Annotated in this window: 15 protein-coding genes and 2 pseudogenes; 11 read left to right on the plus strand and 6 right to left on the minus strand. The window is 58.9% G+C overall.

What is annotated here, in order from left to right; translation table 11 throughout:
• Positions 1–45: 45 nt before the first annotated feature.
• On the plus strand, positions 46–183 hold the full coding sequence (locus EEB13_RS31500) for a hypothetical protein (protein ID WP_187328537.1): 138 nt from the start codon (positions 46–48) through the stop codon (positions 181–183).
• A gap of 306 nt (positions 184–489) precedes the next feature.
• Here EEB13_RS31500 and EEB13_RS12680 read toward each other — a convergent pair whose 3' ends face one another.
• Positions 490–1,656 carry a pentapeptide repeat-containing protein gene (locus EEB13_RS12680; protein WP_222839796.1) on the minus strand — a complete coding sequence of 389 codons (1,167 nt, stop codon included), beginning with the start codon at positions 1,654–1,656 and terminating at the stop codon, positions 490–492.
• On the opposite strand from EEB13_RS12680, the gene EEB13_RS31800 reads away from it, so the two are divergent.
• Both EEB13_RS31800 and EEB13_RS12685 read left to right on the plus strand, forming a co-directional pair.
• A complete protein-coding gene (locus tag EEB13_RS31800) occupies positions 1,636–1,908 on the plus strand; it encodes a hypothetical protein (protein ID WP_222839797.1) in 273 nt (90 codons plus the stop codon). The genes EEB13_RS12680 and EEB13_RS31800 overlap by 21 nt on opposite strands.
• A 199-nt stretch (positions 1,909–2,107) precedes the next feature.
• On the plus strand, positions 2,108–3,211 hold the full coding sequence (locus EEB13_RS12685) for a GIY-YIG nuclease family protein (RefSeq protein ID WP_187328539.1): 1,104 nt from the start codon (positions 2,108–2,110) through the stop codon (positions 3,209–3,211).
• A 333-nt stretch (positions 3,212–3,544) separates the two neighbouring features.
• Here the strand turns inward: EEB13_RS12685 and EEB13_RS12690 are convergent.
• Positions 3,545–4,035: pseudogene (locus tag EEB13_RS12690) on the minus strand (recombinase family protein); the annotation flags it as partial.
• 46 nt (positions 4,036–4,081) lie between these two features.
• Positions 4,082–5,226 (minus strand): IS3 family transposase gene (locus EEB13_RS12695; protein ID WP_141484629.1). Its coding sequence is split into 2 segments (ribosomal slippage): positions 4,082–4,956 and positions 4,956–5,226, totalling 1,146 coding nucleotides; the frame shifts between segments, so codons are not numbered across the junction.
• A gap of 803 nt (positions 5,227–6,029) precedes the next feature.
• Here EEB13_RS12695 and EEB13_RS12710 point away from each other — a divergent pair.
• Together EEB13_RS12710 and EEB13_RS32465 are read left to right on the plus strand one after the other, a co-directional pair.
• Complete coding sequence (locus tag EEB13_RS12710; RefSeq protein WP_141485385.1) at positions 6,030–6,755, plus strand: DUF4429 domain-containing protein; 726 nt, start codon at positions 6,030–6,032, stop codon at positions 6,753–6,755.
• A gap of 147 nt (positions 6,756–6,902) precedes the next feature.
• Positions 6,903–7,145, plus strand: coding sequence for a recombinase family protein (locus EEB13_RS32465; protein ID WP_410055750.1), 243 nt, complete (start codon positions 6,903–6,905; stop codon positions 7,143–7,145).
• A gap of 56 nt (positions 7,146–7,201) precedes the next feature.
• On the opposite strand, the gene EEB13_RS12720 is transcribed toward EEB13_RS32465, so the two are convergent.
• From EEB13_RS12720 to EEB13_RS32040, 3 genes and pseudogenes are all read right to left on the minus strand, one after another.
• Complete coding sequence (locus EEB13_RS12720; RefSeq protein ID WP_141485386.1) at positions 7,202–7,909, minus strand: hypothetical protein; 708 nt, start codon at positions 7,907–7,909, stop codon at positions 7,202–7,204.
• Positions 7,910–8,524: 615 nt separating this feature from the next.
• Positions 8,525–9,082 carry a DUF5067 domain-containing protein gene (locus tag EEB13_RS12730; protein WP_141485387.1) on the minus strand — a complete coding sequence of 186 codons (558 nt, stop codon included), beginning with the start codon at positions 9,080–9,082 and terminating at the stop codon, positions 8,525–8,527.
• Between the two features lie 1,801 nt (positions 9,083–10,883).
• Positions 10,884–11,825, minus strand: a pseudogene (locus EEB13_RS32040) (ADP-ribosylglycohydrolase family protein); the annotation flags it as partial.
• Between the two features lie 60 nt (positions 11,826–11,885).
• On the opposite strand from EEB13_RS32040, the gene EEB13_RS12740 reads away from it, so the two are divergent.
• The 6 genes from EEB13_RS12740 (at position 11,886) to EEB13_RS12765 (ending at position 22,189) form a co-directional block, all read left to right on the plus strand.
• Complete coding sequence (locus EEB13_RS12740) at positions 11,886–12,566, plus strand: NUDIX hydrolase (RefSeq protein WP_141485389.1); 681 nt, start codon at positions 11,886–11,888, stop codon at positions 12,564–12,566.
• A 416-nt stretch (positions 12,567–12,982) separates the two neighbouring features.
• Entirely contained in the window at positions 12,983–13,180 is a 198-nt protein-coding gene (locus EEB13_RS12745) for a helix-turn-helix domain-containing protein (protein ID WP_141485390.1), read from the plus strand.
• Between the two features lie 3 nt (positions 13,181–13,183).
• Positions 13,184–16,459, plus strand: coding sequence for a helicase-related protein (locus EEB13_RS12750; RefSeq protein WP_141485391.1), 3,276 nt, complete (start codon positions 13,184–13,186; stop codon positions 16,457–16,459).
• Positions 16,456–17,121 (plus strand): DUF4391 domain-containing protein, encoded by a 666-nt coding sequence (locus EEB13_RS12755; protein ID WP_141485392.1) that lies wholly within the window; start codon positions 16,456–16,458, stop codon positions 17,119–17,121. The genes EEB13_RS12750 and EEB13_RS12755 overlap by 4 nt, the downstream gene beginning before the upstream one ends.
• Entirely contained in the window at positions 17,118–19,112 is a 1,995-nt protein-coding gene (locus tag EEB13_RS12760) for a site-specific DNA-methyltransferase (RefSeq protein WP_261984516.1), read from the plus strand. Before EEB13_RS12755 ends, EEB13_RS12760 begins: the two co-directional genes overlap by 4 nt.
• Positions 19,112–22,189: a type III restriction-modification system endonuclease gene (locus tag EEB13_RS12765; RefSeq protein WP_141485393.1), complete on the plus strand. Its 3,078-nt coding sequence runs from the start codon at positions 19,112–19,114 to the stop codon at positions 22,187–22,189. Before EEB13_RS12760 ends, EEB13_RS12765 begins: the two co-directional genes overlap by 1 nt.
• The last annotated feature ends 175 nt before the right edge of the window (positions 22,190–22,364 follow it).

Genomic DNA, 22,364 nt, shown 5'->3' on the forward strand with positions numbered 1-22,364 from the left:
ACTCTTGCCCCATCTATCGTGCCGTCCGGTATTTTCTCAGATTCTATGCGCGGTCAACTCGGCGACTTGGTCTGGGCCAAGGACGAATTGGAAGTGGTCGCACTTTTCGGGGTGATGTCCTGGGTGCCCGATCATGCCGGTGAAAAGCGCAGTTCCGTCCAGCTTTCGAGTGATCTCCATTGAGAGTTCTTGGATCGAAGGGTCACCCGAGATGGTGGAAGCAGGCCACGATGCGGAATGTTCAATTCGTCGTTGACCGGATAGAGACTACGTTCGGCTACTGACTAGCCGTATGTGAGTTCGCGACAGGTGTTCCATGACCGCCGTGTCCACCTATCGAAACTCGGTGTCCCTTCATCGTTCGGTTCTGAGCCATTGATCGGTGAGACAATTCCCCGAAACGATGTTGTCCTCCGCCCCGCAAAATGGGGTGGAGGACAAGGTCGTCAGGATGTGGGCACGGGTCGGAAAGAATCAGCTCCCGAAGATCTAGTTCAGTGAGCCGAGGGATCCGGTCGCGGGCGGGTCAACTACCGGTGGGGCGGTGACGTTGACCGTCACCTGCAAGGTGGCGTCGGGGGCGGTGCCGTTTGTTGCGGTGACCATGAAGTCGTATTTTCCTGCGGTGGTGGGTGTTCCGGACAGGGTCGGAAGACCGGTGACGGGATCGTTCGCGAACGTTGTTCCGGGCGGAAGCGTCGCCGGGTCGACGACGGTCACGGTGGGGGCCGGTGTCCCGGTGGCGGTGAAGGTGCGGGTGAGACTGGTTCCGACGGCGCCGGTCAATGCGACAGGATTGGGGATGTTAGGCGCCCGGAGGGTCGTAAAGCTCTTGAAGCAGCAGCCATCAGAAGCCGCCGCCCAACCACCGCTAACAGTGCGCTCGGTTACCTCACCATTAACCTCCACCACCTCGGCGAGTCGCTCCGTCATGCTGGCGGAGGGGTTCCATCCCGCGAGGCGGACCCAATCGCCCTCCCTGAGGTCGGTGCGCACGACGGTGTGACACCACATGCCCATGCCGGTGGGGAAGGAGACGTCACCGACCCACGTGTCGAACGTGACGTTCGACATCCACTGGCCGTGCCAGCTGTCCTCGGGCTCGTAATCACCGTAGTCACCCGGCTGACCCTCATTCACATGGACAGCGATGGTGTTTCCGTCCTTCGCTTCTGAGCAGAACCGCGCGCGGTAGTAGGTAGTGATGTCGAGGAACGCTGGAGCTTCGGCGGTCGTGTCGGTGCCGGTCAGGTTCGCGCCGGTCAGGTCTGCGCGGGTCAGTTTCGCGCCGGTTAGGTTCGCGTTGTATAGGTTCGCTCGGGTCAGGTTCGCGCGGGTCAGGTTCGCGCCGCTCAGGTTCGCACTGGTTAGGTTTGCATTGGTCAGTTTCGCGTCTGTCAGTTTCGCGCCTGCCACGTTCGTGCTGGTCAGTTTCGCGCCGGTCAGGTTCGTGTTGGTCCAGTTCGCGCCATACAGGTTCGTGCTGGTTAGGTTTGCGCCCGTCAGGTTTGCGCCGGCTAATTCTGCACTGGAGAGGTTCGCGCTGGTTAGGTTCGTGTTGGTCAGGTCCGCGCCGTTCAGATTCACGCCGATCAGATTCACGCGTGTCAGGTTCGCGCCGGCGAGGTTTGCTCCGTGGCAGTCGGACAGTTTCATCCTGACCGGGTCTGGGATTGGTTCGTAGCGGGTGCAGGCAGCGGTGAGGATGTCGGCGGCGGTGGCGGCGGCCGCGACACCGGTGCCGGCGGTCAGGATCGCGGCCGCGGCGAGCAGGCTGCCGCCGAGTGCGGCGGCGATACGGCCATGTCGGGTGCGGCGCAGAGGATCAGGTGTTGTCACGGTTGGTGTGCCTTTCCGGCAGGATCCGCATGGGTGCGGTGCGGATACGGAAAGCAACCACGAAAGTGAAACATAACGGACAACCGCCTTGATGTACGAACTTCGGTGGCGACTGGTCGCGGCAGTGTCCTGTCTCGGAATCGGCCGTTGCCGAGACAATGACCAGTGAGACAGTCCTGCACGGCAACTTCCGACAAATCTGGCCAAGGATTGGATCGTTGACCGCGCGGGACAGCCCATGTCTAGGTCACTCGAGTATCGTTTCCTGATGGCGATAATTTGGAGAATCACGAGCGACTCGGCCCGCGAACTCCGCGATTCGCGTCTTGCAACCGATTTCATGACCCTGGACATCGATGGAATCAATCCGAACCTCTTGATGCGATGGACGGAACTCCGTTCAGTACTCCAACATCTCGACGACAACGTGGGTCAGGTTTACGACAATGAAGACTCGGTAAAAAAAGCGCTGTTCGACGCAGGCGGCGGCTTCGGTATCTCGTGGATGCTCGCAGCCGGGGTACTGGAGCAACTCCAATCGCAGGAGGCCCCCGATAAGACCGGTGATTACGTGTTGCCCGAGAGATTGCCACCGGGGGTGGCCGAAAAACTCGGTGTCTACGTTTATGCGCTACTCGACCCACGAGACCGCTCAATTTTCTACGTAGGCAAAGGCGTCAGCGACAGGGTCTACAGCCACATTTGGTCCGCAATGGGCAAAGCGCAACCCATCGAAGGCAGTCCCGAAATCGAATCCGCAGCAGTGAAATCGGCAAAGAACCAGCGAATATACGATATCTATCACTCAGGCGCGCAGGTCGAACACTTCATCCTGAGACACCAGATCGAGCCCGAAGCAACATCGGACCAATCTGCGTACGCCATCGAACAGACCTTGATCGATGCCCTTCGTCTCCTCGACGCGCCCGGAATGGATGCCGTGTTGACGAACATCGCCGGCGGACACACGGCAACACAATGGGGTGTCATTCCGCTCACCGAACTGATTCTTCGCTATGCAGCCGCGCCTGCACCGGAGATCGATCTACCGTTCGTTGTCCTCGTCGTCAATTTTGCACGGAAACCGAACGTGTCAGCGGAGGAAATCTACGAAGAAAGTCGCGGATGGTGGAAGGCCGGCCCGCGGGCACGCAACACCGTCGATATTCCGATCTTCATCATTGCCGCCGATATCGTCAGGGCTGTGCATCGGGCATCGAGCTGGGAACAGGGGGAAGAGGGGAAGTGGCGATTCACGGGACATGTTGATCGTGACCTTGAATCCCGTTACGTCGGAACCAGTCTCGCCGAACTGAAAAAGGGGCGCTCGAACGGAAAATGGAATATGCATGGATGGCACCCGTACATATAGCTACTGCAATCGGTGCTACGGAGCAGTGGCCAAACTTCTCTCCTCGTTCCGAGCCCCCATCATCGACCCCACCTGACGCCGAGCTGTGAGCCGCCGATGCTGTTCGACCCAGCAGCGAGTGCAGAAACATCAGCTGAGGCTTTCGGCTGTCAAAAATTATTCCGGAGCGAAATCGGCTGCAACCGTTGCGGAATCGCAATGTGTCTCAGAAACCCGTCTCATCGTCTCCGGCACCTACCTGAATGTGTCGGACGTTTCTGAGACAGCCCCTCCGTGTAAACCCTGTACGTGAATGCCGTCCTGCCTGCAATCGGGAATGGTCGGGTTGGTGACCTATTTCAGGTACCGGTAGAGGGTGGTGCGGCCGACGCCGATGATTTCGGCGATATCGGTCAGCTGCATTCCGTTTTCCCGCATCCGTTGTGCCTGTGCGAGTTTCGTTGATGTCATTTTCGGGGGCCGGCCCCCGGCCCGGCCGCGGGCTCGGGCAGCGGCGAGACCGACCTGAGTTCTTTCACGGATCAGGTTGCGTTCGAATTCCGCGAGGGCCCCGAAGATGGAAAACATCAGTTTGCCGCCGGAGGTCGTGGTGTCGATGGATTCAGTCAGCGATTTGAAGCCGACACCGCGGGTGGCGAGATCTTCCACCGTCTGTAGGAGGTGGGGGAGTGAGCGACCGAGTCGGTCGAGACGCCAGACCACGAGGGTGTCGCCATCGCGAAGATGCGAAAGTAGGTCGCTCAGTTGCGGCCGGGTGGTGGTTGCACCGGACGCGGTTTCAGTCCAGACTTTAAACAGCTGGCAGCGCTCAGAGCGTCGCTCTGCGGATGGGACTGCCCCCACTTCGGTTGACTTGTGGGGTTGCTCGTTTCAGGCCGCGGATGCGGCCTGGGTGATTGTCTCAAACTCGATCGGGGTGAGCTTTCCGAGGCGTCGTTGCCGGCGTTTGCGATGGTAGGTTTTCTCGATCCAGGTCACGATCGCCAGCCGTAGCTGTTCCCGAGTCGACCACCGTTGTCGGTCGAGGACGTTCTTCTGCAGCAGTGAGAAGAAAGATTCCATGGCCGCATTGTCACCACATGCCCCGACCCGACCCATGGAGCCTTGTAAGCCGTTGTCGGACAATGCATGCACGAACTTTCTCGACCGAAATTGGCTGCCCCTGTCGGAATGTACGATCGTCCCGGCGGGCTCCCGGAGAGCGACGGCATTGGTCAGTGCACGGACAGCCAGTGACGCTTTCATTCGCGAATCGATCGAATAGCCGACGATCTTGTTCGAATACACGTCCTTGATCGCGCACAAGTACAGTTTTCCGGTATCGGTCCGGTGTTCGGTGATGTCCGTGAGCCACAACTGGTTCGGCTTCTGTGCCGTGAACCTGCGGGCGACGAGATCGTCATGGACCGGTGGGCCCGATTTCCTGTTCAGTCCTCGTTTCTTCGCGAACACCGACCAGATCCGTTGCTGCGAACACAGCCGGGCGACCCGATTTTCGCCGGCGCTGATGCCTCGCCCAGGTAATTCGTCGGCGATGAATCGGTACCCGAAAGCCGGATCGTCGGCGTGAATGTCGTAGGCGGCGTTGATCAGATGTGCATCGTCCCAATCCCTTTGTGTCACAGGATCTTGGCGCCATTTGTAGAACGCTTGTGTCGAGAAACCGAGCACCCGGCAGGTCACCGTGACGGGAACTCCATCTACGGCGAGGTCGCGGACCAGCGGGAACATCATTTTGGGAGAATGCCCTGACTGAGATATGCCGCGGCCCGGCGCAGTACCTCGTTCTCCTGCTCGAGCAGTCGATTGCGCTTCTTGAGTTCGCGCAATTCAGCGGATTCTTCCTTGGTCGATCCTGGTCGGTTGCCGTCTTCGATGTCGGCTTTCTTGAGCCAGTTGTGCAGCGTGGCCTCGCTGACCCCGAAGTCTTTCGCGATCTGGAAAAGTGGGGCCTCGTGTTTGCGGGCGACCGCGACTACGTCGCGGCGGAATTCCTCGGGGAACGGCTTCGGCATGATGTACATCCTTTCACCGTGAAGACTGATCTTCACAGGTCAGATGTCAACCAAACCGGGGGCAGCCCCGATCATTGGTCTGATCGGTAGTCGAGACCCTCGCATAGCCCAAAAGTTCACCCATGAGGCAGCAGTGTTCCAGAACTCACCGACAAGCCAAATAATGAACCATTAGTTTTGGACACGAGTTTCGGAACATATCTTCCGCCAGCTCACCGAAAATCGCCTCCGGCGTTTCAAAAACGGCCGTTTATGAAACATCGTGCGGCGACGCCGAAAATCGGGACCGATCGACTGCCGAGACCGCCAGGGGCTCGTCCGAGGCCGCCGGCGGGTGGGTGGTCGGCGCGGCGCCGGTAGGAGTGTCCTGAATTATCAGGTACTGCGGATAATATAACCAGACGACGGTCGTCGAGGGCTATCGCCCACCGCAGCACCGGTGCCCAATCCCGCGCCAGTTCAGAGTTGTCGATGACGGTATCGGCGTAGTCCTTGAGCACGAGACCGACCTGCGGCTCGGTATCGCCGGATGGTGATCCGGAGGCTGGAATCACCCTGGCCCGGGAACCGACCGCGATGGAATCAGGGCATTGAGCTTCGGGGGGGGGGCAACTCGGGCGCAGAGCGGTAACTCGGGCGCAGAGCGGTAACTCGGGCGCAGAGCGGTAACTCTTTTCGCAAGGTGGCAGTAACGAAAGTGTGTCTTGATCCGAAAAATATTTCAGAAGATTCCGAAAGCTTCGGGATTCAGATGCGCCAATGGATCAAGATCCAGGCACCGGCGCCGCGCAAAGGAGCATGCGATGGAAGCATTCAAAATGGTGGAGGGACGTATCCAGCTCGACGATGACGCGGTTACGCTCATCTTCAAAGGCTGGCGCGCTCCGTTCAAAAAAAGAGCGGCGAGCCCGCGAAAAATTCCGTACTCCGCAATAGTTGAGGTAGAAGAATATAGCCACAAAAAATATTCGTCGTATCTCAAAATTGTAATCTCAGGAAAAGCGAACTACAAATTAAAGCCGGAATCAGATATCGACTGTGTAATTTTTCAAGCCGATGAGAATAATTCTGTAACCTATATATCCGACACGATAAAGAGTAGGATGGCAGGCGCTTTAGCTCGGCCAGAGCCTTCCTTACTTCCTTCGCGACGGATTGACCCACCATTGGATAGTTCCATGAATATGTTCGCCGGACCTCAGGAGATTCTCTTCATTGAGTGGAAAGGAAATAAACGACTCACCCGCTCCCCGGTGAAGTGCCTTTGTAAAGCCTGTCTACATCAATGGACGGTCCCTGCATCTGCCGCAAATGCGCTGGCTCAACAACAAGCGCTCGGGGCACGCCTTATCAGAAAGGGAAACAAGGACATGCACGAAGGAGCTCAAGGGTTAATGTTTGCAGGTTCGCTCCAGACCGCGAAGGGCCTTGAATATGACAGATCCGAAAAATCCTATTCTGATGCTCTCGCCCCGTTCTGGTGTCCCAACTGTTCAGAGTTGGCCAAAACATACCTCTTTACGAAATGAGCTTGGTTTACTTTTCCTGAAACTGGATCTTCTGCACCCAGAGTGCACGAACAAGACTGAATGGATTGTCTGCCCAGAAAAAATGCAAGTTAACTAGCATTCAAATCACTCAATGGCCCCATCGATGCAACGACGTCGAGCGGGAAGTTGATTTTCCAAATATTCGGCGCCCTAAGTGAATTCGAGCGTAATCTAGTCCACGAACGGACGAGGTCGGGGCTGGTAGCAGCGCGTGATCGAGGCCGTATCGGAGGCCGGGCTACCGGAGATCTAGACTATATGGGCGGATACAAGGTCATCATGGAGAAGATCGGTGTGCGGGGGATGCAAGTGACAACGCAGATCAACGTGGGTCGACCGCTTCATGCTCAGCCATGCCCGAACAGGTAAAGGATCTGCTTATCAGTCAAGGCCACGTCAAGTAGAACATCCGATTAAGCAGTGCGTCAGTTGGCAGTCCATTCGATTTGCTTGTCCCCCATGGGCGTCTCGCATTTTAGGTCATAGTCAGGCAGTACCGAACTTGTCGTATTCGCGTACGAACAGAGCCATTCCGTCACGTCGTTTGTCTCTAGGACGGTCGTCTTGCCACCGTCATCTAGTATCTTCTCGTAGCCGCTCGTGATGATCTTCGACGCTTCCTTGCAGTCTTGAGTGCCCTCAGTGACTTCGATCGTGCCCTCGTCAGTCCCCAGCGTGAGTGAGCAGTCGTCAAGTGATTCAACTGGATCATCGACTACCGATGTAACTATGCCCGCATACTGTGGGCAGAGGTAGGTCACTGCTGCTTCGCCCGCCTTGGTTGCGACTTCGTCCGTCGGGTGTCCAGCATCAAGCGATGGTGGCTGTCGGCCAGCGTCGATTGCATACATGTTCACGCCACAACCTGAGTATCCGGCGTAGACGAGGAAGCCAAGCGACGGATTAGGTGAAATGTGCGAGACGTACCAGTCGCACGCTACTCTGGCATACTGCCCCTGTCCGCCAGGAGGAGTTTCTTTGATCAATCTTGCGTAGTCGCCAGACATGAACTCTGCCTTGGTAGTTGCCTGGTCTTCCGGTGTCTGCCTCACCATAGACATTGCCGTCGCGAACTCTTCCACTGTGAGGTTCTCTTTCAATTTCGCGTCCGCACAGCCACCTTCGGCAGCCACGCTTGCAACGTCCCCTACCGCGTGAGATCCCGTATTCGACGATGCAGTATCCGATTCCCCACATCCCGTCGCAACGACCAATATCGCAAATAAGACAGCAGAGACGGATAACCGCTTCATCAGTGTTCCCCCAGGGCAAGGTGACATGAGCGAAGCGAGCATACCCCGAAACCGCGTGACGCGAAATCCTTTGTCATTCAAGCGAACTAATGAAACATCGTTGCCCTAGCTATTGACTTCATCCTGATCTTCGTCGTCCCCGCACGATGTTGAATAAACGGTCTTGGTCTCAACAGGTGAACGCATCACTACTGGTGAGGTGATTGCAGAAAGTGGCCAGAATCCCTGGAGCGGTTTTTCTGACGCATCCGATAACCGTCCCTTATGTCGGGTCAAAGACTGCATTTTGCAGGCAGCCCTGCGAGATTGCGGAACATCTCGTAGAGAATCCGGTCGGTCCACCGGGCAGGCACCAGTCCGCTTGAACAAGGCGAATCAGTACATTGCGAAGCACGTTCAGGTACAGCGTGTTCGCGTCGTAGAGCTTCCGGGCTCATCAATAGTGAAGAGCTGCCCAGGCCCTGGCAGCTCTTCCTCGTGCGGGTCTTTTGGCGTCTACTTGAGCTCGAAGGTCATCGATCCGATCTCGTCCTGAAGGATCGTGGAGGCAACCAACTTCACGGGAGTTGTCGTGTCGGACAGCTCGTACGCGACCGCGTTAGCGACAGTGCCTCCCTTCTTGATCTTGCTCGTCTGCGAATCGAGGAAAGCAGCGTCCGGCAGTGAACCGACACCAAGCTTGTTCTCCGCGTTGGGGTCATTGTCCTGGTACGCCTCGAAAACGAACAGCCACGCCGTCATCGGATTCGTCTCCTTGCCGGAGACGTTCGTCGTGTCGTACCAGAATGCGATGACGGGCTCCTTGCCATACTCGTTGCCCTTCTCACCTACTTGAATCGTCTTCACATCGGTGATCTTGATCATGACGTCCTTCGTCGTGAGGACGTTGTCCTCGAACGACGCCTCGGCAGGAGCCGCGGCCGACACGTCGATGGCGACTGTCGAACCCGGCGTCGGTGCGGCAGTCGATCCTGCCGAGCTGCAGCCGACGAGAGCGCTCACCGCGATGCCGACGGTCGCGATGGTGAGAGAGAGCTTGCTGATGCGGTGCATGTGGTGTCCCTTTAGTAAATGTCGAGCAATTAGTGAATGTCGAGCAATGATCAGAAACCAAGCAGCGGTCCGAACCTCCTGTGCGACCCGACTCCTCGTCGGCTAGAAGGTCGCCGCTGTGTCGCCGAGTTCAGGAACCGACGGCCGTGCCTTGTGCGGCGGAGTGGTCGATGGCCGCTGGAGTCTGGGTTGTGACTGATGCTCCGTCTGAGATCACCGCAGCCAGGTTGTCTATGTGCTCGTGGTCGGCGTCGGCCGGGAACATCCACTGGATGTCGCGACGGTCCGTGGCTATGCCGATGGTTGGGCGCACGCCCGCACCGTGATTCGAGGGTGGGCGCACGTACCTAACCTCGTGCAGCGGATATTCCGAGCCGAGTTCGCCGCGCCGCAGAAGGATTCTCGGGGTGGCGGTGACGATCCGGCGGTCAGTTACTGCGACGAAGGTGCTCGAAGTGAGCTTCTCGACCACCGCGCCAGCTTTGCCTGGAGCGAGTGCGTCCCAGGTGGCGTCCACTCGTTTGGCGAGGATCGCTGGTACGACTCCAGTGAGGTGGTGGGGTCCTGCCTCGTAGGGGAACGCGACGCTGCGAAGCGTCTCGCCGTCCTCGAGGAACCACCGTAGGACGTGAAGGTACGGCTTAAGATCAAGGCCCTCGGGCGCGCATACGGTCTCTGGTACGGCAGGCATCTCGACTGCCGGATGGAGCATGTTGGCCAGGGGTTCGATGGCGTCGAGGAGTTGCTTGCAGGTCAGTCGGGATGCCTTCGTATCCTTGCGCTTTCGCGTGAGCGGAGCCGTAGCTCGGCCGGGAAGTTCGGCGATGATCCGCAACTCACGCACGAGTGATTGCGTGAGTTGCCTGATCTCGCGGAGATACTCGTCGATCTCGGCGGGTAAGTCCCGCGCGATCAGGTCGAAGAGCTGCGCCTCGCTCTCGTCGTTGGCGCCTCGGGTTCGGGCGAGCGCAGCGCGGATCGCCTGGTAGTCCGCGTATGTCTTCAGGGAACTGAGCAGCGCATAAGTGTCGAAGACGATCGCCTCGGCGTGGGACTCGAGGTAGTGGCGGAGCCCGCGCCCGTCCAGTTTCCCGATTTCCTGATTGTGTCCGGCCACGTTCTTTCGGTACTGCTTGAGGTGTTTGCGGATCAGTGGGTCGCTGGAAGCGATGGGCTCCCAGACAGAGTCCGTGACGGTGCCGAGTTCGCGAGCCTCCTGGAGTGCCTCATCGACGGCCTCCGCGAGTCCCTCGAGTTCGGCCCACTGCTCGTTTCGGATGGTCTTGAGGATCTGGGTGGTGAGCGCGATGTTGGTACGGACGAGACCCGAAATCTCGCCGAGCTGGATTTGGAGCGCGATCATGGCCACGGCCGGGCCGATCGCTGCGATGGCTGCTGCGGCCGTCATCGAAACGGGGATGAAGCGTGCCTGTACCAGCTTGCCATTCTGGTAGATCGTTCCGAGTTTGGCGCCGTCCTTCGCGGCCATCTGCCCGCCGCTCTTCAGCAGAGACCACGTCGCATCGTTGACCCGAAAGAGGCCTTGCACGCTTGCTGCAGCCTCCGCAACGTTTCCGACTATCGTGCCTACGTTGCCGAGCGAGCCCAGAGCAATCGAGAGCTGCGTTCGGTCGAATGACGGCAGCAGATCAAGGCTGATCAGTTCAAGGCCTTCGGGGACTTCACCGAACACCACTGCGACACCGGGTGTCACCTCGACAAGGGTTATGGATGGTGCGACCTCCAGAGCATCAGAGCTGTTCTGCCCCTTTCCAGCAGGTCGCCTGTCAATGCCGTCGTCATCGGCGCCGCCGTTGGCGGTTTTGACGGCCAGGCGTACCAAGTCGCTCGCTGTGTATCCGGGCCAGCCGTGCAGGATCCGGCGCCAGCGCGCCGGCACGGCGGAGGCGCCCCACCGGGCGCCGAGCAGGCCACCGGCGATCGCGGCGGTGGTGTCGGTGTCGCCGCCGGCGCGGACCGCGGCTTCGAGTGCGAGTTGGAGGTGGCGGGCGTCGCCGGCGTCGGTGGTGGTGATCGCCCACCAGGCAGTCTGCAGGGCGTGTACCACCCAGCCGTTGTTCGCGAAATCTTCGGGGGAGCCGTGTTCGGCCTGATCGAGCAGCGGTCCCCAGAACTCGGCGACGTCGGCCGGGGCGATGGACAGGTAGCCGCGGACCCCGTCGAAGGTGCCGTGCAGAACAGCGTGGCGGATCGCGTACGTCCACAGCTGGCAGGCCTGGACGGCGCGTTCGTCGTCGTGGGTGAGCGATGCGATTCGAGCGGCAGCGTCGATGCATTGTTCTGGATTGTCGAGGTAGGCGAGCGCTACGGGTGCGGTGCGCATCAGTGAGCCGTTTCCGCCTTTGCGTCCGGTAATTGCCTGGGCGCGGGCAGTCATGGCGTCGGCGCTGCCGGGACGCTGTGAGAGCACTGCGCGGGTCTGCTTGCCGATGCCCGCCGGGTTCGATTCGAACCACCGAACGAACTGTGCTGCAACGCCATCCAGACCGGCGCCGTGACCGATATCCGTGCCGGTGGCGGCGACTTCGGCGATGGCTATTGCCATGGCCGTGTCATCGGTCCATTCACCCGGTGCCCAATTCAACGACCCGCCGCCGGTCATCCCGATGGCAGTGTCCGCGCTCAGGTGGGCGAATTCGTAGCCGGCACCGAGTGCGTCACCGGCGGCGGTAGCAAGCAGAACTCCTGCTGCGCGATCGGACTGCTGTGTGTTCAGCTCCACTACGTCTCCTTTGATCAATTTTGCGCTAAGCATAGATCAGATTTGAGATAATATGCAAGAGTGAATGAATGGACAGACACGAAAGGCAAGACTCTCGGAGACTACGAGCGTCCCTCGGTGGCGGTGGATGTTGCAGTGTTGACGTACTCCGGCGGCGCACTACAGGTGTTGGTGGTCGAGCATCGCCGTCGGGGTTTGGCGTTGCCCGGAACTTTCTTGCACGAGGGCGAACTACTCACCGACGCAGCGGAACGGGCGCTGCGCACCAAAGCGGGCCTGGTCGGTACACAGTTTCACCAGCTGGCGATGTTCGATGATCTCGCCCGCGACGACCGGGGCTGGGTCCTATCGATGGCCCACACCGCCGTCGTACCTGCTGCGGAACTTCCTGCCAATGCGATCCTGGTGAACGTGGTGGGCGGGACAGTGGAGCAGGAGTTGGCGTTCGACCATGCCGACATGGTGCGGCTGGCGGTGAAGGACTTGCGAACGCGGTATGCGGCGCAGGTCGACCCCGCTGGTCTGCTGGGGGAATCGTTCACGGTGCTGGAACTGCGTCAACTCTACGAGGTGATCTTCGATCGCGAGTTACAGAAGGACGCGTTCCGGCGCCATGTCACGGGCGCGCTGGAAAGTACGGGGGAGATGTCGAACCCGGGTAACGGTCGCCCTGCTGAGATGTTCCGCAGGAAAGGGGGCGGTCGACTGCCAGCGCAAGCGTCGGTGTTACTGACCGGGTAGTAGCATCCGTTGCATCAGGTTCTCCAATCTTGAGTAGGCACTGCTGACCGGGACCTTTGGTGTGTCTGAGACGGCAACGCCTGGGCTTCCTGAAATTTGAAGGTTGCGACGCGATCAGACGACGACATCGCCGGAGCCTGCTTGGGTTGTGGGGTCTTTTCCACCTTGGTCGACGACCAGCCCGAAAAAATACCAGCCGGCTTGTCGACGGCCGGCGTCCGATAACCGCCCCTTATGTCAAGTGGCCCACGGTGGTCTCGACTCGAGCTGTCATAAACATGGGGCTCAGCCGTCTCAAGTCGGTCCTGAAGCGGAAATCCGGCTTAAACCTCACAAAACAGGTTAAACCCGGTCACCGTGACATAGCATCATCAAGATCGGCGCGCACCCGCTCGACGAAACCAGAGAGGGTACCTGTGCCTGAACCTTGGCTGTCCGCTGACGACATCGCCGCCCACCTCGGCATCACCAAAGACACCGTGTACACCTGGATCGCCGAAAAGGCTATGCCCGCCCACAAGATTGGCCGTCTGTGGAAGTTCCAGATCAGTGAGGTCGATGACTGGGTGCGAGGCGGCGGCAGTGAATCAGCCCCAGACACGGAACGGGGCTGAGTTATGCGCATCATCGACAACGTGAACGAACTGCTCGGCGATGACCTCAAGATCGAGATCGCGCCCGGCTCCAAAGTGCGCATCGCGGCATCGACATTTTCGATCTTCGCGTTCGAGGCACTGCGCAAGGAACTGGAACACGTCTCCGAGCTGGAATTCATCTTCACCTCACCCTCGTTCGCCACAGACGAGGTGACGGACAGAGTCCGCAAGGAGCGCCGCCAGTTCTTCATCCCTGCAACGGGTTACGCGGAGTCGAGCCTGTACGGCTCGGAGTTTGAAGTGAGGCTTCGCAACAAGCTCACCCAACGTGCGATCGCGAAGGAGTGTGCGGACTGGGTCCGCCGCAAGGTGCGCTTCCAGTCGAACGCCACCGGTAACCCGATGCAGCAATTCGCAGTCGTTGCCGACAAAGCCGCATACATGCCCCTCCAGGGGTTCACCACCGCCGATCTGGGCTACGAGCGGGGCAACGCGGTCTCGAATATGGTGCATCGCATAGACGAGGCGCCGATGACTGCGCAGTATGTCCAACTGTTCGACCAGATTTGGAACAACCCGGATCAACTCGACGACGTCACGCAGGCGGTCTACGACCACATCGCCAGCGTGTACGCCGAGAACTCGCCGGCACGAATCTACTTTCTGATCCTCTACAACCTGTTCGCCGAGTTCCTCGACGACATCAACGAGGACGTGCTGCCCAACGACCGCACCGGCTACCAGGACACGAAAGTCTGGCAGAGCTTGTACAACTTCCAACGCGACGCCGCGACGGGCATCATCAACAAGTTGGAGACCTATAACGGCTGCATCCTCGCCGACAGCGTCGGTCTGGGTAAGACATTCACGGCGTTAGCAGTCATCAAGTACTACGAGCTGCGCAACAAGTCGGTGTTGGTGCTGTGCCCGAAAAAGCTTGCCGAGAACTGGACGAACTACAACGCAAACCTCACTACCAACATCTTTGCCGGCGACCGCTTCAGCTACGACGTACTGGCCCACACGGATCTATCCCGAACCCGCGGTGAGTCACTTGGTCTGAGGCTGGATCGAATCAACTGGGGAAACTACGACCTCGTCGTGATCGACGAGTCGCACAATTTTCGCAACGCCGACTATGCCGAGGAGAAAGAATCCCGCTATCAGAGGTTGATGCGGAGGGTCATCCGTGAAGGTGTGAAGACAAAGGTCCTGATGCTGTCCGCGACGCCGGTGAACAACCGGTTCAACGACCTGAAGAACCAGCTCCAGCTGGCCTACGAAGGCGAGTCGGAGAATCTCACCCAGCACCTGAACATCTCCACCACCGTCGACAAAGTATTCAGTGACGCGCAACGCGTTTTCAACCAGTGGTCCAAACTCGATCCCGAGGATCGCTCGACCGGCCGCATCCTCCAGATGCTCGACTTCGACTTCTTCGAACTCCTCGACGCCGTGACGATCGCCCGGTCGCGCAAACACATCCAGGCGTTCTACGACACCACCGAAGTCGGCGCGTTTCCCGAGCGTCTCTCACCGAAGTCGATCCGCGAGCCGCTCACCGACCTGTCTGATGTGCCGAGCTTCAACGACATTTTCGAGCGGCTCCAAGCCCTCACCCTTGCCATGTACACGCCCTTGGCATACGTCTTCCCGAGCCGCATGGCCAAGTACGAAGCCCTCTACAACGTCACAACCGGCGTTGCACGATCCAACCTTGGGCAACGTGGCCGTGAGCAGGGACTCAAGAAGCTTATGACCGTCAACCTTCTCAAGCGGTTGGAGAGCTCGGTCGACTCGTTCCGCCTCACCCTGGCCAAGATCGAGCACACCGCAGAGAAGACCCTGAGCCGCCTCGACTCCCACGCTGCCTCAGCTGCGAGTGTCGGGACCGACCTTTCCGACCTCGATTTGGACATCGACGACGAGGATGACGCGAACATCGAGGCACTCTCTTTCGGAGAGAAAATCAAGATCGACCTAGACGACATCGACATCGTGTCCTGGCGACGTGACCTGTGGAACGACCGCACAACCCTCCTCAGTCTCCTCGACGAGATGCACAACGTCACCCCTAGCCACGACCGCAAGCTCCAAGCGCTCAAGCGCCTCATCGAGGACAAGGCTGCGCATCCGATCAACCCGGGTAACCGCAAGGTCCTGGTGTTCTCTGCCTTCGCTGACACCGCCAACTACCTCTACCGCGAGCTGGCACCGGTTCTCAGCGCCGCAGGGTTGGAGACAGGCCTCATCACTGGTGGAGGTCACGGCGCCAAGACGACCCTCGGGACCGGCTACGACTTCCAACAGGTCATGTCACTGTTCTCGCCTCGGTCGAAGCAACGCCACCTGATCATGCCGAAAGAGACACGCGAACTCGACGTGCTCATCGGCACCGACGTGATCAGCGAAGGCCAGAACCTCCAGGACTGCGATTACCTGATCAACTACGACATCCACTGGAATCCTGTCAGGATCGTCCAGCGCTTCGGTCGCATTGATCGCATCGGCTCGACCAACGCTCAGATACAACTGGTGAACTTCTGGCCCGACATCTCCCTCGACGAGTACATCAACCTCAAGGAGCGTGTCGAGAACCGCATGGTCATTGCTGACCTCGCCGGCACCGCCGACGACAATGTCCTCACCCTCGAGGACAACGATGTTGCGTTCCGAAAGGAACAGCTCCGAAAACTTCAGGATGACGTCATCGAACTCGAAGACGTCCGCACCGGCGTCTCGATCACCGACCTCGGCCTGAATGATTTCCGGATGGACCTGCTCGGCTACGTCAAGGAGTACGGCGATCTCGCCACCGCTCCGAAGGGCCTCCACGCCGTGGTTCCGGCGGACCCCGCCAAGGGGCTGAAGCCGGGTGTCATCTTTGCGCTGCGCAACCTAAACGCAGACGAGAACGCCAACCGCGGGAACCGTCTTCACCCGAACTATCTCGTGTACCTCGACGAAGACGGCAACGTAATTGCGGACCACACCGAAGCCAAGCACTTGCTGGACCTCGTTCGTGCGGGGTGCCGCCCCTATGACCAGCCCGTCGCCGACGTCGTCCGCGCCTTCAATGCCGTCACCGGCGAGGGCGCGAACATGGGCAAGTACTCCGAACTCCTCACCGGAGCGATTCACTCGATGACCGATGTCACCGAGGAACACGATATCGACAGCCTGTTCACCGGTGGTCGCACCACCGCCCTCACCCAGACCATCGGCGGTCTCGAAGACTTCGAACTGATCGCGTTCATCGCCGTGATCGACGCAGCGGAGAGCGACGGCGGAAATTGAGTGGTCTGCTGTATCGGTGGCCGGCCGCCGCCGAGTTCGGAGCCCGGGTGCCGAAGGAGAAGTTCTACGAACGCGGCACCGTCCCCGCCTCCGTGCGCGAAAAGTTTGTCACCGAGATACGGCGCATCACCTGGGCATACAAGCTCGCCGAGTCCACCGTCAACCTGCCCGGCAGCGACGCGGTCCCAGAGATCCAGGTGTTCCAGATTGAGGCGAAAGGCGCTGATGTGTCCGACCCGGTGCTGACCGCAATCGACAAGGCCATCTCCTTTCCGATCGTCTTCGAGATCACCCGCAGGCACGGAGAAGCCGAGCAAATCCGGATGGTGGCCGCGTACAAGCAACCTGGAACCGGCACGCCGAAGTTGAGCGCAAACTGCTCGACCGGCTGGCTGCCCCACGACACCGATCGTCGGCCGTTGCCGACCGCGATCAGCATGGCTGCCCTGTATACGGCACTGCTACGACCGTTGACGCAGGTGGCCGTGCTACCGGGCGAGGACATGTCCGTGATCGCTGACAGACTGCAGAAAGCACACGTGCTCGAACGGGAAATCACCGCATTGGAACGCAAACTCCGCACCGAACCACAGCTCAACCGCAAGATCGAGCTGCGACGAACCCTAAAGACGAAACAAGCAGAATTGGACTCACTGAGATGACGACACAGAACTGGCCAGTGGAGAAACTGCGCATGACCTCCCCTGACGTGACCGCCGCGAACATCGACAAGCTCGCCGAGTTGTTCCCCTACGTCGTCACCGAGTCAGTCGACGCCGATGGCAATCCCAAGAAGGCCATCGACTTCGACCTCCTCCGCCAGGAACTGAGCGGTCATGTCGTCGAGGGCCCGCAGGAGCGTTACCAGCTGGACTGGCCCGGAAAACGTGCTGCTGCCTTTGTCGCCAATGCGCCGATCGCGAAGACCCTGCGGCCAGTTCGGGTGGAGTCCGTCGACTTCGATACCACCAAGAACCTTTTCATCGAGGGCGACAACCTGGAAGCGCTGAAGCTGCTCCAAGAGTCGTACCTCGGCAAGGTCAAGCTGATCTACATCGACCCGCCGTACAACACGGGAAATGACTTCGTTTACAAAGATGAATTTGCTGAGTCAACGGCCGAATATCTCATCCGATCCGGCCAAACCGATAATTCTGGCACCCAACTTTCGGCAAACATGGAATCAAGCGGTAGATTTCACTCTGACTGGCTATCCATGATTTATCCACGATTAAAACTTGCCCGAAACCTGCTGACCGACGATGGAGTTATAATTGCTTCGATCGACGACACGGAGGTATCCAGTCTTCGAGAAGTAATGGATTTCACCTTCGGTAAGCAGAACTACATTGCGACAGTAGTTTGGCAAGGCGGCCGCAAGAATGACTCACGGTATGTTTCAGTAGGTCACGACTACCTCCTGATCTATGCGCGAAATGAAAATCGACTTCAAGAACAAGGAACTCGATGGAGAGAACGAAAAGTCGGCGTAGATGATGCCCTAGAAGCAGCGCGGAGCGCCTGGGAAACTAGCCGCTACGATGCAGAAATTGCCACTCAGACCTATCGTGGCTGGCTTTCAAATAAGACCGGAATCACTCCAGCCGTCAGCCGATTCAAGAACATAGACAACAGCGGACGGGTTTATAACTCCGACAAAGATCTCGGATGGCCTGGTGGAGGGGGGCCACGTTTCGAAGTTCTTCACCCCGTAACCGGCAAACCCGTTTCGATCCCAAGTACAGGTTGGAGATTCACAGAAACAAGCATGAAAGAACAGATCGAGGCAGGACTGGTAGAATTTGGAGCCGATGAAAGAAAAATTCCACGCGGTAAGACGTTCCTGGATGAGCTAGATGAGCAGGTTGCAGAGTCGATATTTACCCAAATTCGTACCACTGCCTCGCAGCGGTTAACGCAACTCATCGGCCCCGGAGTGTTTGATTACCCTAAAGACGAATATGTACTTGCTAGGTGGTTTGATTTAGTTACTAAGTCAGATCCGAACGCTATTATTTTGGATTTCTTCGCTGGCTCCGGATCGTCCGCTCATGCCGTTCTGCACTTAAACTCCCTCGATGGCGGCACGCGAAAATTCATTGCAGCTCAAATTAATGAAGAAACACCAATAAAATCACCGGCACGCGCGGCGGGATTTGAAAACATCGCTCAGATTACCCGTGAACGCATTCGCCAAGCTGGCCTAAAGTTAAGAGACGAAGCTGGGCTGGAGGGCGATAATCTCGACATCGGATTCAGGGCGCTCAAAATCGATTCCACGAATATGGCTGATGTGCTCCGCACTCCCGATGAAACCGAGCAGCTTACGCTCGGCGACCTGGAGAGCAGTGTGAAGCCAGATCGGTCGGGAGAGGACCTGCTGTTCCAGGTGATGTTGGATTGGGGTCTCGAGCTGACGATGCCGATCGCCGTCGAGAAGATCGATGAGCGTGAGGTCTTCGTGGTTGAGGATGGGGCGCTGATTGCCTGCTTCGACGCGGGGATCAGCCCCGAGCTGGTGCGCATAATCGCCAAGCGCGAGCCTCTGCGCGCAGTCTTCCGAGATTCTAGTTTTGCTTCGGATGATGACCGGATCAATGCGGAACAGGTCTTTCGCGAGGTGTCGCCGGCAACTGACGTGAAGGCGATCTGATGAAACTTCAGTTCAAGGTCCAGCAGTACCAGACCGACGCTGTCGACTCTGTGGTCGAGGTGTTCTCCGGTCAGCCCAAGCATGATGGCATCTCGTACCGGATCGACCCCGGTATGGTGAATCCGGTCTCGAATCCCGCGTTGTTCGAGGCGAACTCGGGTCCGGATTCCGGACTCAAGAATGCCGAGATCGCCCTCACCGGTACCCAACGGTTGGAGAACATACGGAAGGTTCAGCGGTCACGGAACCTTCCGCTGTCAACAACTCTGGTAGAGAGCAAAGCCGCGCCGGGGGCACCGAATCTCGACGTCGAGATGGAGACCGGCACCGGCAAGACCTACGTCTACATCAAGACGATCATGGAGCTGCACAAGCGGTACGGCTGGTCGAAGTTCATCATCGTCGTACCGTCGATCGCGATTCGCGAGGGTGTGCAGCAGTCGTTCGGGGTGACAGCCGAGCACTTTCAGCAGATCTACGGCACCAAACCACGATCGTTCGTCTACAACTCGTCGCAGCTACACGAAATCGAGCGGTTTAGCTCCGATGCCGGCGTGCAGGTGATGATCATCAACATCCAGGCGTTCAACGCCACCGGCAAAGACAACCGCCGTATCTACGACGTGCTCGACGATTTCCAGTCCCGCCGCCCCATTGACGTGATCAGCGCGAACCGGCCGATCGTCATCATTGATGAGCCCCAGAAGATCGGGGCCCCGAAGTCGTTGGAGGCACTCTCGCGGTTCAACGCGCTGATGATGTTGCGCTACTCGGCCACTCATAAGGTCGAGCACACCAAGGTGCACCGGCTCGACGCCGTCGACGCCTATAACCAAAAGCTGGTCAAGAAGATCGCCGTCCGCGGTATCACCGTCAGAGGGCTCGCAGGCTCGACCGCATACCTGTACCTCGACGCCATCGAGATCGCCAAGGGTGCCAAACCCCGCGCCCGGGTCGAGCTTGAGGTGCAAACCAAGGCCGGCCCCATCACACGTCAGGTCAAACGACTCGACGTCGGGGCTAACCTGCACGATCTCTCCAACGGCATCGAGGCTTACAAGGGCCTGTTCATCACCGACATCGACGCCAACCGTGACATCGTCGAACTCAGCAATGGCGACGTTGTCGTCGCAGGGCAAGTCACCCAGGATGTGACTGAGGAGGCGAAGCGTCGCATCCAGATTCGTGAGGTGATCCGCGCCCATCTCGACAAGGAACGGGGACTGTTCGGCCAGGGCATCAAGGTGCTCTCGCTGTTCTTTATCGACGAGGTGGCGAAGTACCGCGACTACGACCGCGAGGACACGCTCGGCGATTACGCCCGCATCTTCGAGGAAGAGTACGAGTCGATCCGCGACGAGGTACTCGGCGAGCTTGCCCTTGACAAGTCGGCTGCCGACCACCAGGAGTATCTGCGTCGTGACGACGTCCGTGCCGTTCACGAGGGCTATTTCTCCATCGACAAGAAGACCACGCGCCAGATCGACGGCAAGGTCAGTGGCCGAGGCGATGACAAGGGCCAGTCCACCGACACGGGTGCCTACGACCTGATCCTCAGGAAGAAGGAACAGCTGCTGTCGTTCGACGAGCCGGTGCGGTTCATCTTCTCCCACTCCGCTCTCCGCGAGGGCTGGGACAACCCCAATGTGTTCGTCATGGGCATGCTCAAAAAGAGCGACAACACCGTCTCCCGCCGCCAGGAAATCGGCCGAGGCCTGCGTCTCGCGGTCGACCAGCACGGCGAACGCATGGACAACCCCGCCACCGTGCACGAGATCAACGAACTCACCGTCGTCACCGACGAGTCCTACACCGATTTCGTGACCGGGCTGCAGAAAGAGATCGCCGAGTCGCTGGCCGCGCGGCCCCGTCAGGCGAGCGTCAACTTCTTCACCGGCAAGACGATCCAGACGCCTTCCGGAGAGTCCGTGGTGGAGGAGAAGCTTGCCACCGCGATCTACTTTCACCTTGTGCAGAACGGCTACGTGGACGAAGACGGGCTCGTCACCAGCAAGTACAAGGACGATAAGACCGCAGGCACTCTCGCGTCGCCGACCTCCGAGGTGCTGCTTCCCGTCATCGACTCCGTCTGGCCACTCGTGGACGCGCTCTACCTCGACCTCCCGATCCCAGCCGATGACCGGAAGCCGAAGAAGATTCCGCTCAACGAGGCAAACTTCGCCAAGAAGGAGTTCCAGGCGCTCTGGGGCCGGATCAACCACAAGGCCGTCTACCAGGTGCAGTTCGACTCGGATGAGCTGATCGGCAAGTGCACCCAGGCTCTCGACAAGAACCTCACCGTCGCGCCGATGCAGTACGTCGTCCAGGCCGGCCAACAGCGCGAGTCCCTCGACGCCGAAGGCCTCACTAGCGGTGCCGGATTCGCTGTCTCGACCACACAGACCCACACCGAGACGGCCACTGCCGGTTCGCAGGTGAAGTACGACCTGCTCGGCGAGATCACCGAGAAGACTCAACTCACTCGCCGCACCGTATCCGCCATCCTTGGCGGGGTCACGCCCGTGACGTTTGCCAAGTTCAGGCTCAACCCTGAGCAGTTCATCACTGAGGCAGCTCGGTTGATCAACGAGCAGAAGGCGACCGTCATCGTCGAGCACCTCACCTACGACCCGCTTGAGGATCGCTTCGATACGGCGATCTTCACGGACAACCAGACTAAACAGGACTTTTCCCGTGCCGGCGGAAAGCTGACGAAGCACATCTACGACTACGTCGTCACCGACTCCAAGGTCGAGCGGGACTTCGTCACCGAACTCGACACCAGCAATGAGGTGGTGGTCTATGCGAAGTTGCCGCGGGGCTTTTTCATCCCCACCCCGGTGGGCGACTACAACCCCGACTGGGCCATCGCCTTCACTGATGGCAACGTCAAACATGTGTACTTCGTCGCCGAGACGAAGGGCTCCCTCTCGACCCTGCAACTCAAGGGTGCCGAGGACGCCAAGATCGAATGCGCCCGAAAGTTCTTCGCAGCCCTCAGTGCGAAGAACGATCAGAATGTGAGGTACGGCGTCGTCACTGACTACACCGAACTGATGCAACTGGTGGCTGTGTAGCTGGAACACCACCGGTTCGTGGCCGTCTCATTTCCTTGGAATTGAGACACCCGCACCTTCGTTCGCGGGATCGGGCGCTGCCCCAGTTAGACGCGTCTCAGAAGTACGTACCAAAAGCGACGTCTCGCCGCTGTTGAATGTGCCGACTTGTGAGACGGATCGGGCATGAGCACAG

The organism is Rhodococcus sp. WS3, assembly GCF_003797085.1.
In the GTDB taxonomy this organism is placed as follows: Bacteria; Actinomycetota; Actinomycetes; order Mycobacteriales; family Mycobacteriaceae; genus Rhodococcus_F; species Rhodococcus_F globerula.

Coding starts and splice junctions, on each gene's coding strand:
- EEB13_RS31500 (WP_187328537.1), top strand. CDS start 46: ATGCGCGGTCAACTCGGCGACTTGGTCTGGGCCAAGGACGAATTGGAA.
- EEB13_RS12680 (WP_222839796.1), bottom strand. CDS start 1,656: ATGAAACTGTCCGACTGCCACGGAGCAAACCTCGCCGGCGCGAACCTG.
- EEB13_RS12685 (WP_187328539.1), top strand. CDS start 2,108: ATGGCGATAATTTGGAGAATCACGAGCGACTCGGCCCGCGAACTCCGC.
- EEB13_RS12710 (WP_141485385.1), top strand. CDS start 6,030: ATGGAAGCATTCAAAATGGTGGAGGGACGTATCCAGCTCGACGATGAC.
- EEB13_RS12730 (WP_141485387.1), bottom strand. CDS start 9,082: ATGCACCGCATCAGCAAGCTCTCTCTCACCATCGCGACCGTCGGCATC.
- EEB13_RS12750 (WP_141485391.1), top strand. CDS start 13,184: ATGCGCATCATCGACAACGTGAACGAACTGCTCGGCGATGACCTCAAG.
- EEB13_RS12760 (WP_261984516.1), top strand. CDS start 17,118: ATGACGACACAGAACTGGCCAGTGGAGAAACTGCGCATGACCTCCCCT.
- EEB13_RS12765 (WP_141485393.1), top strand. CDS start 19,112: ATGAAACTTCAGTTCAAGGTCCAGCAGTACCAGACCGACGCTGTCGAC.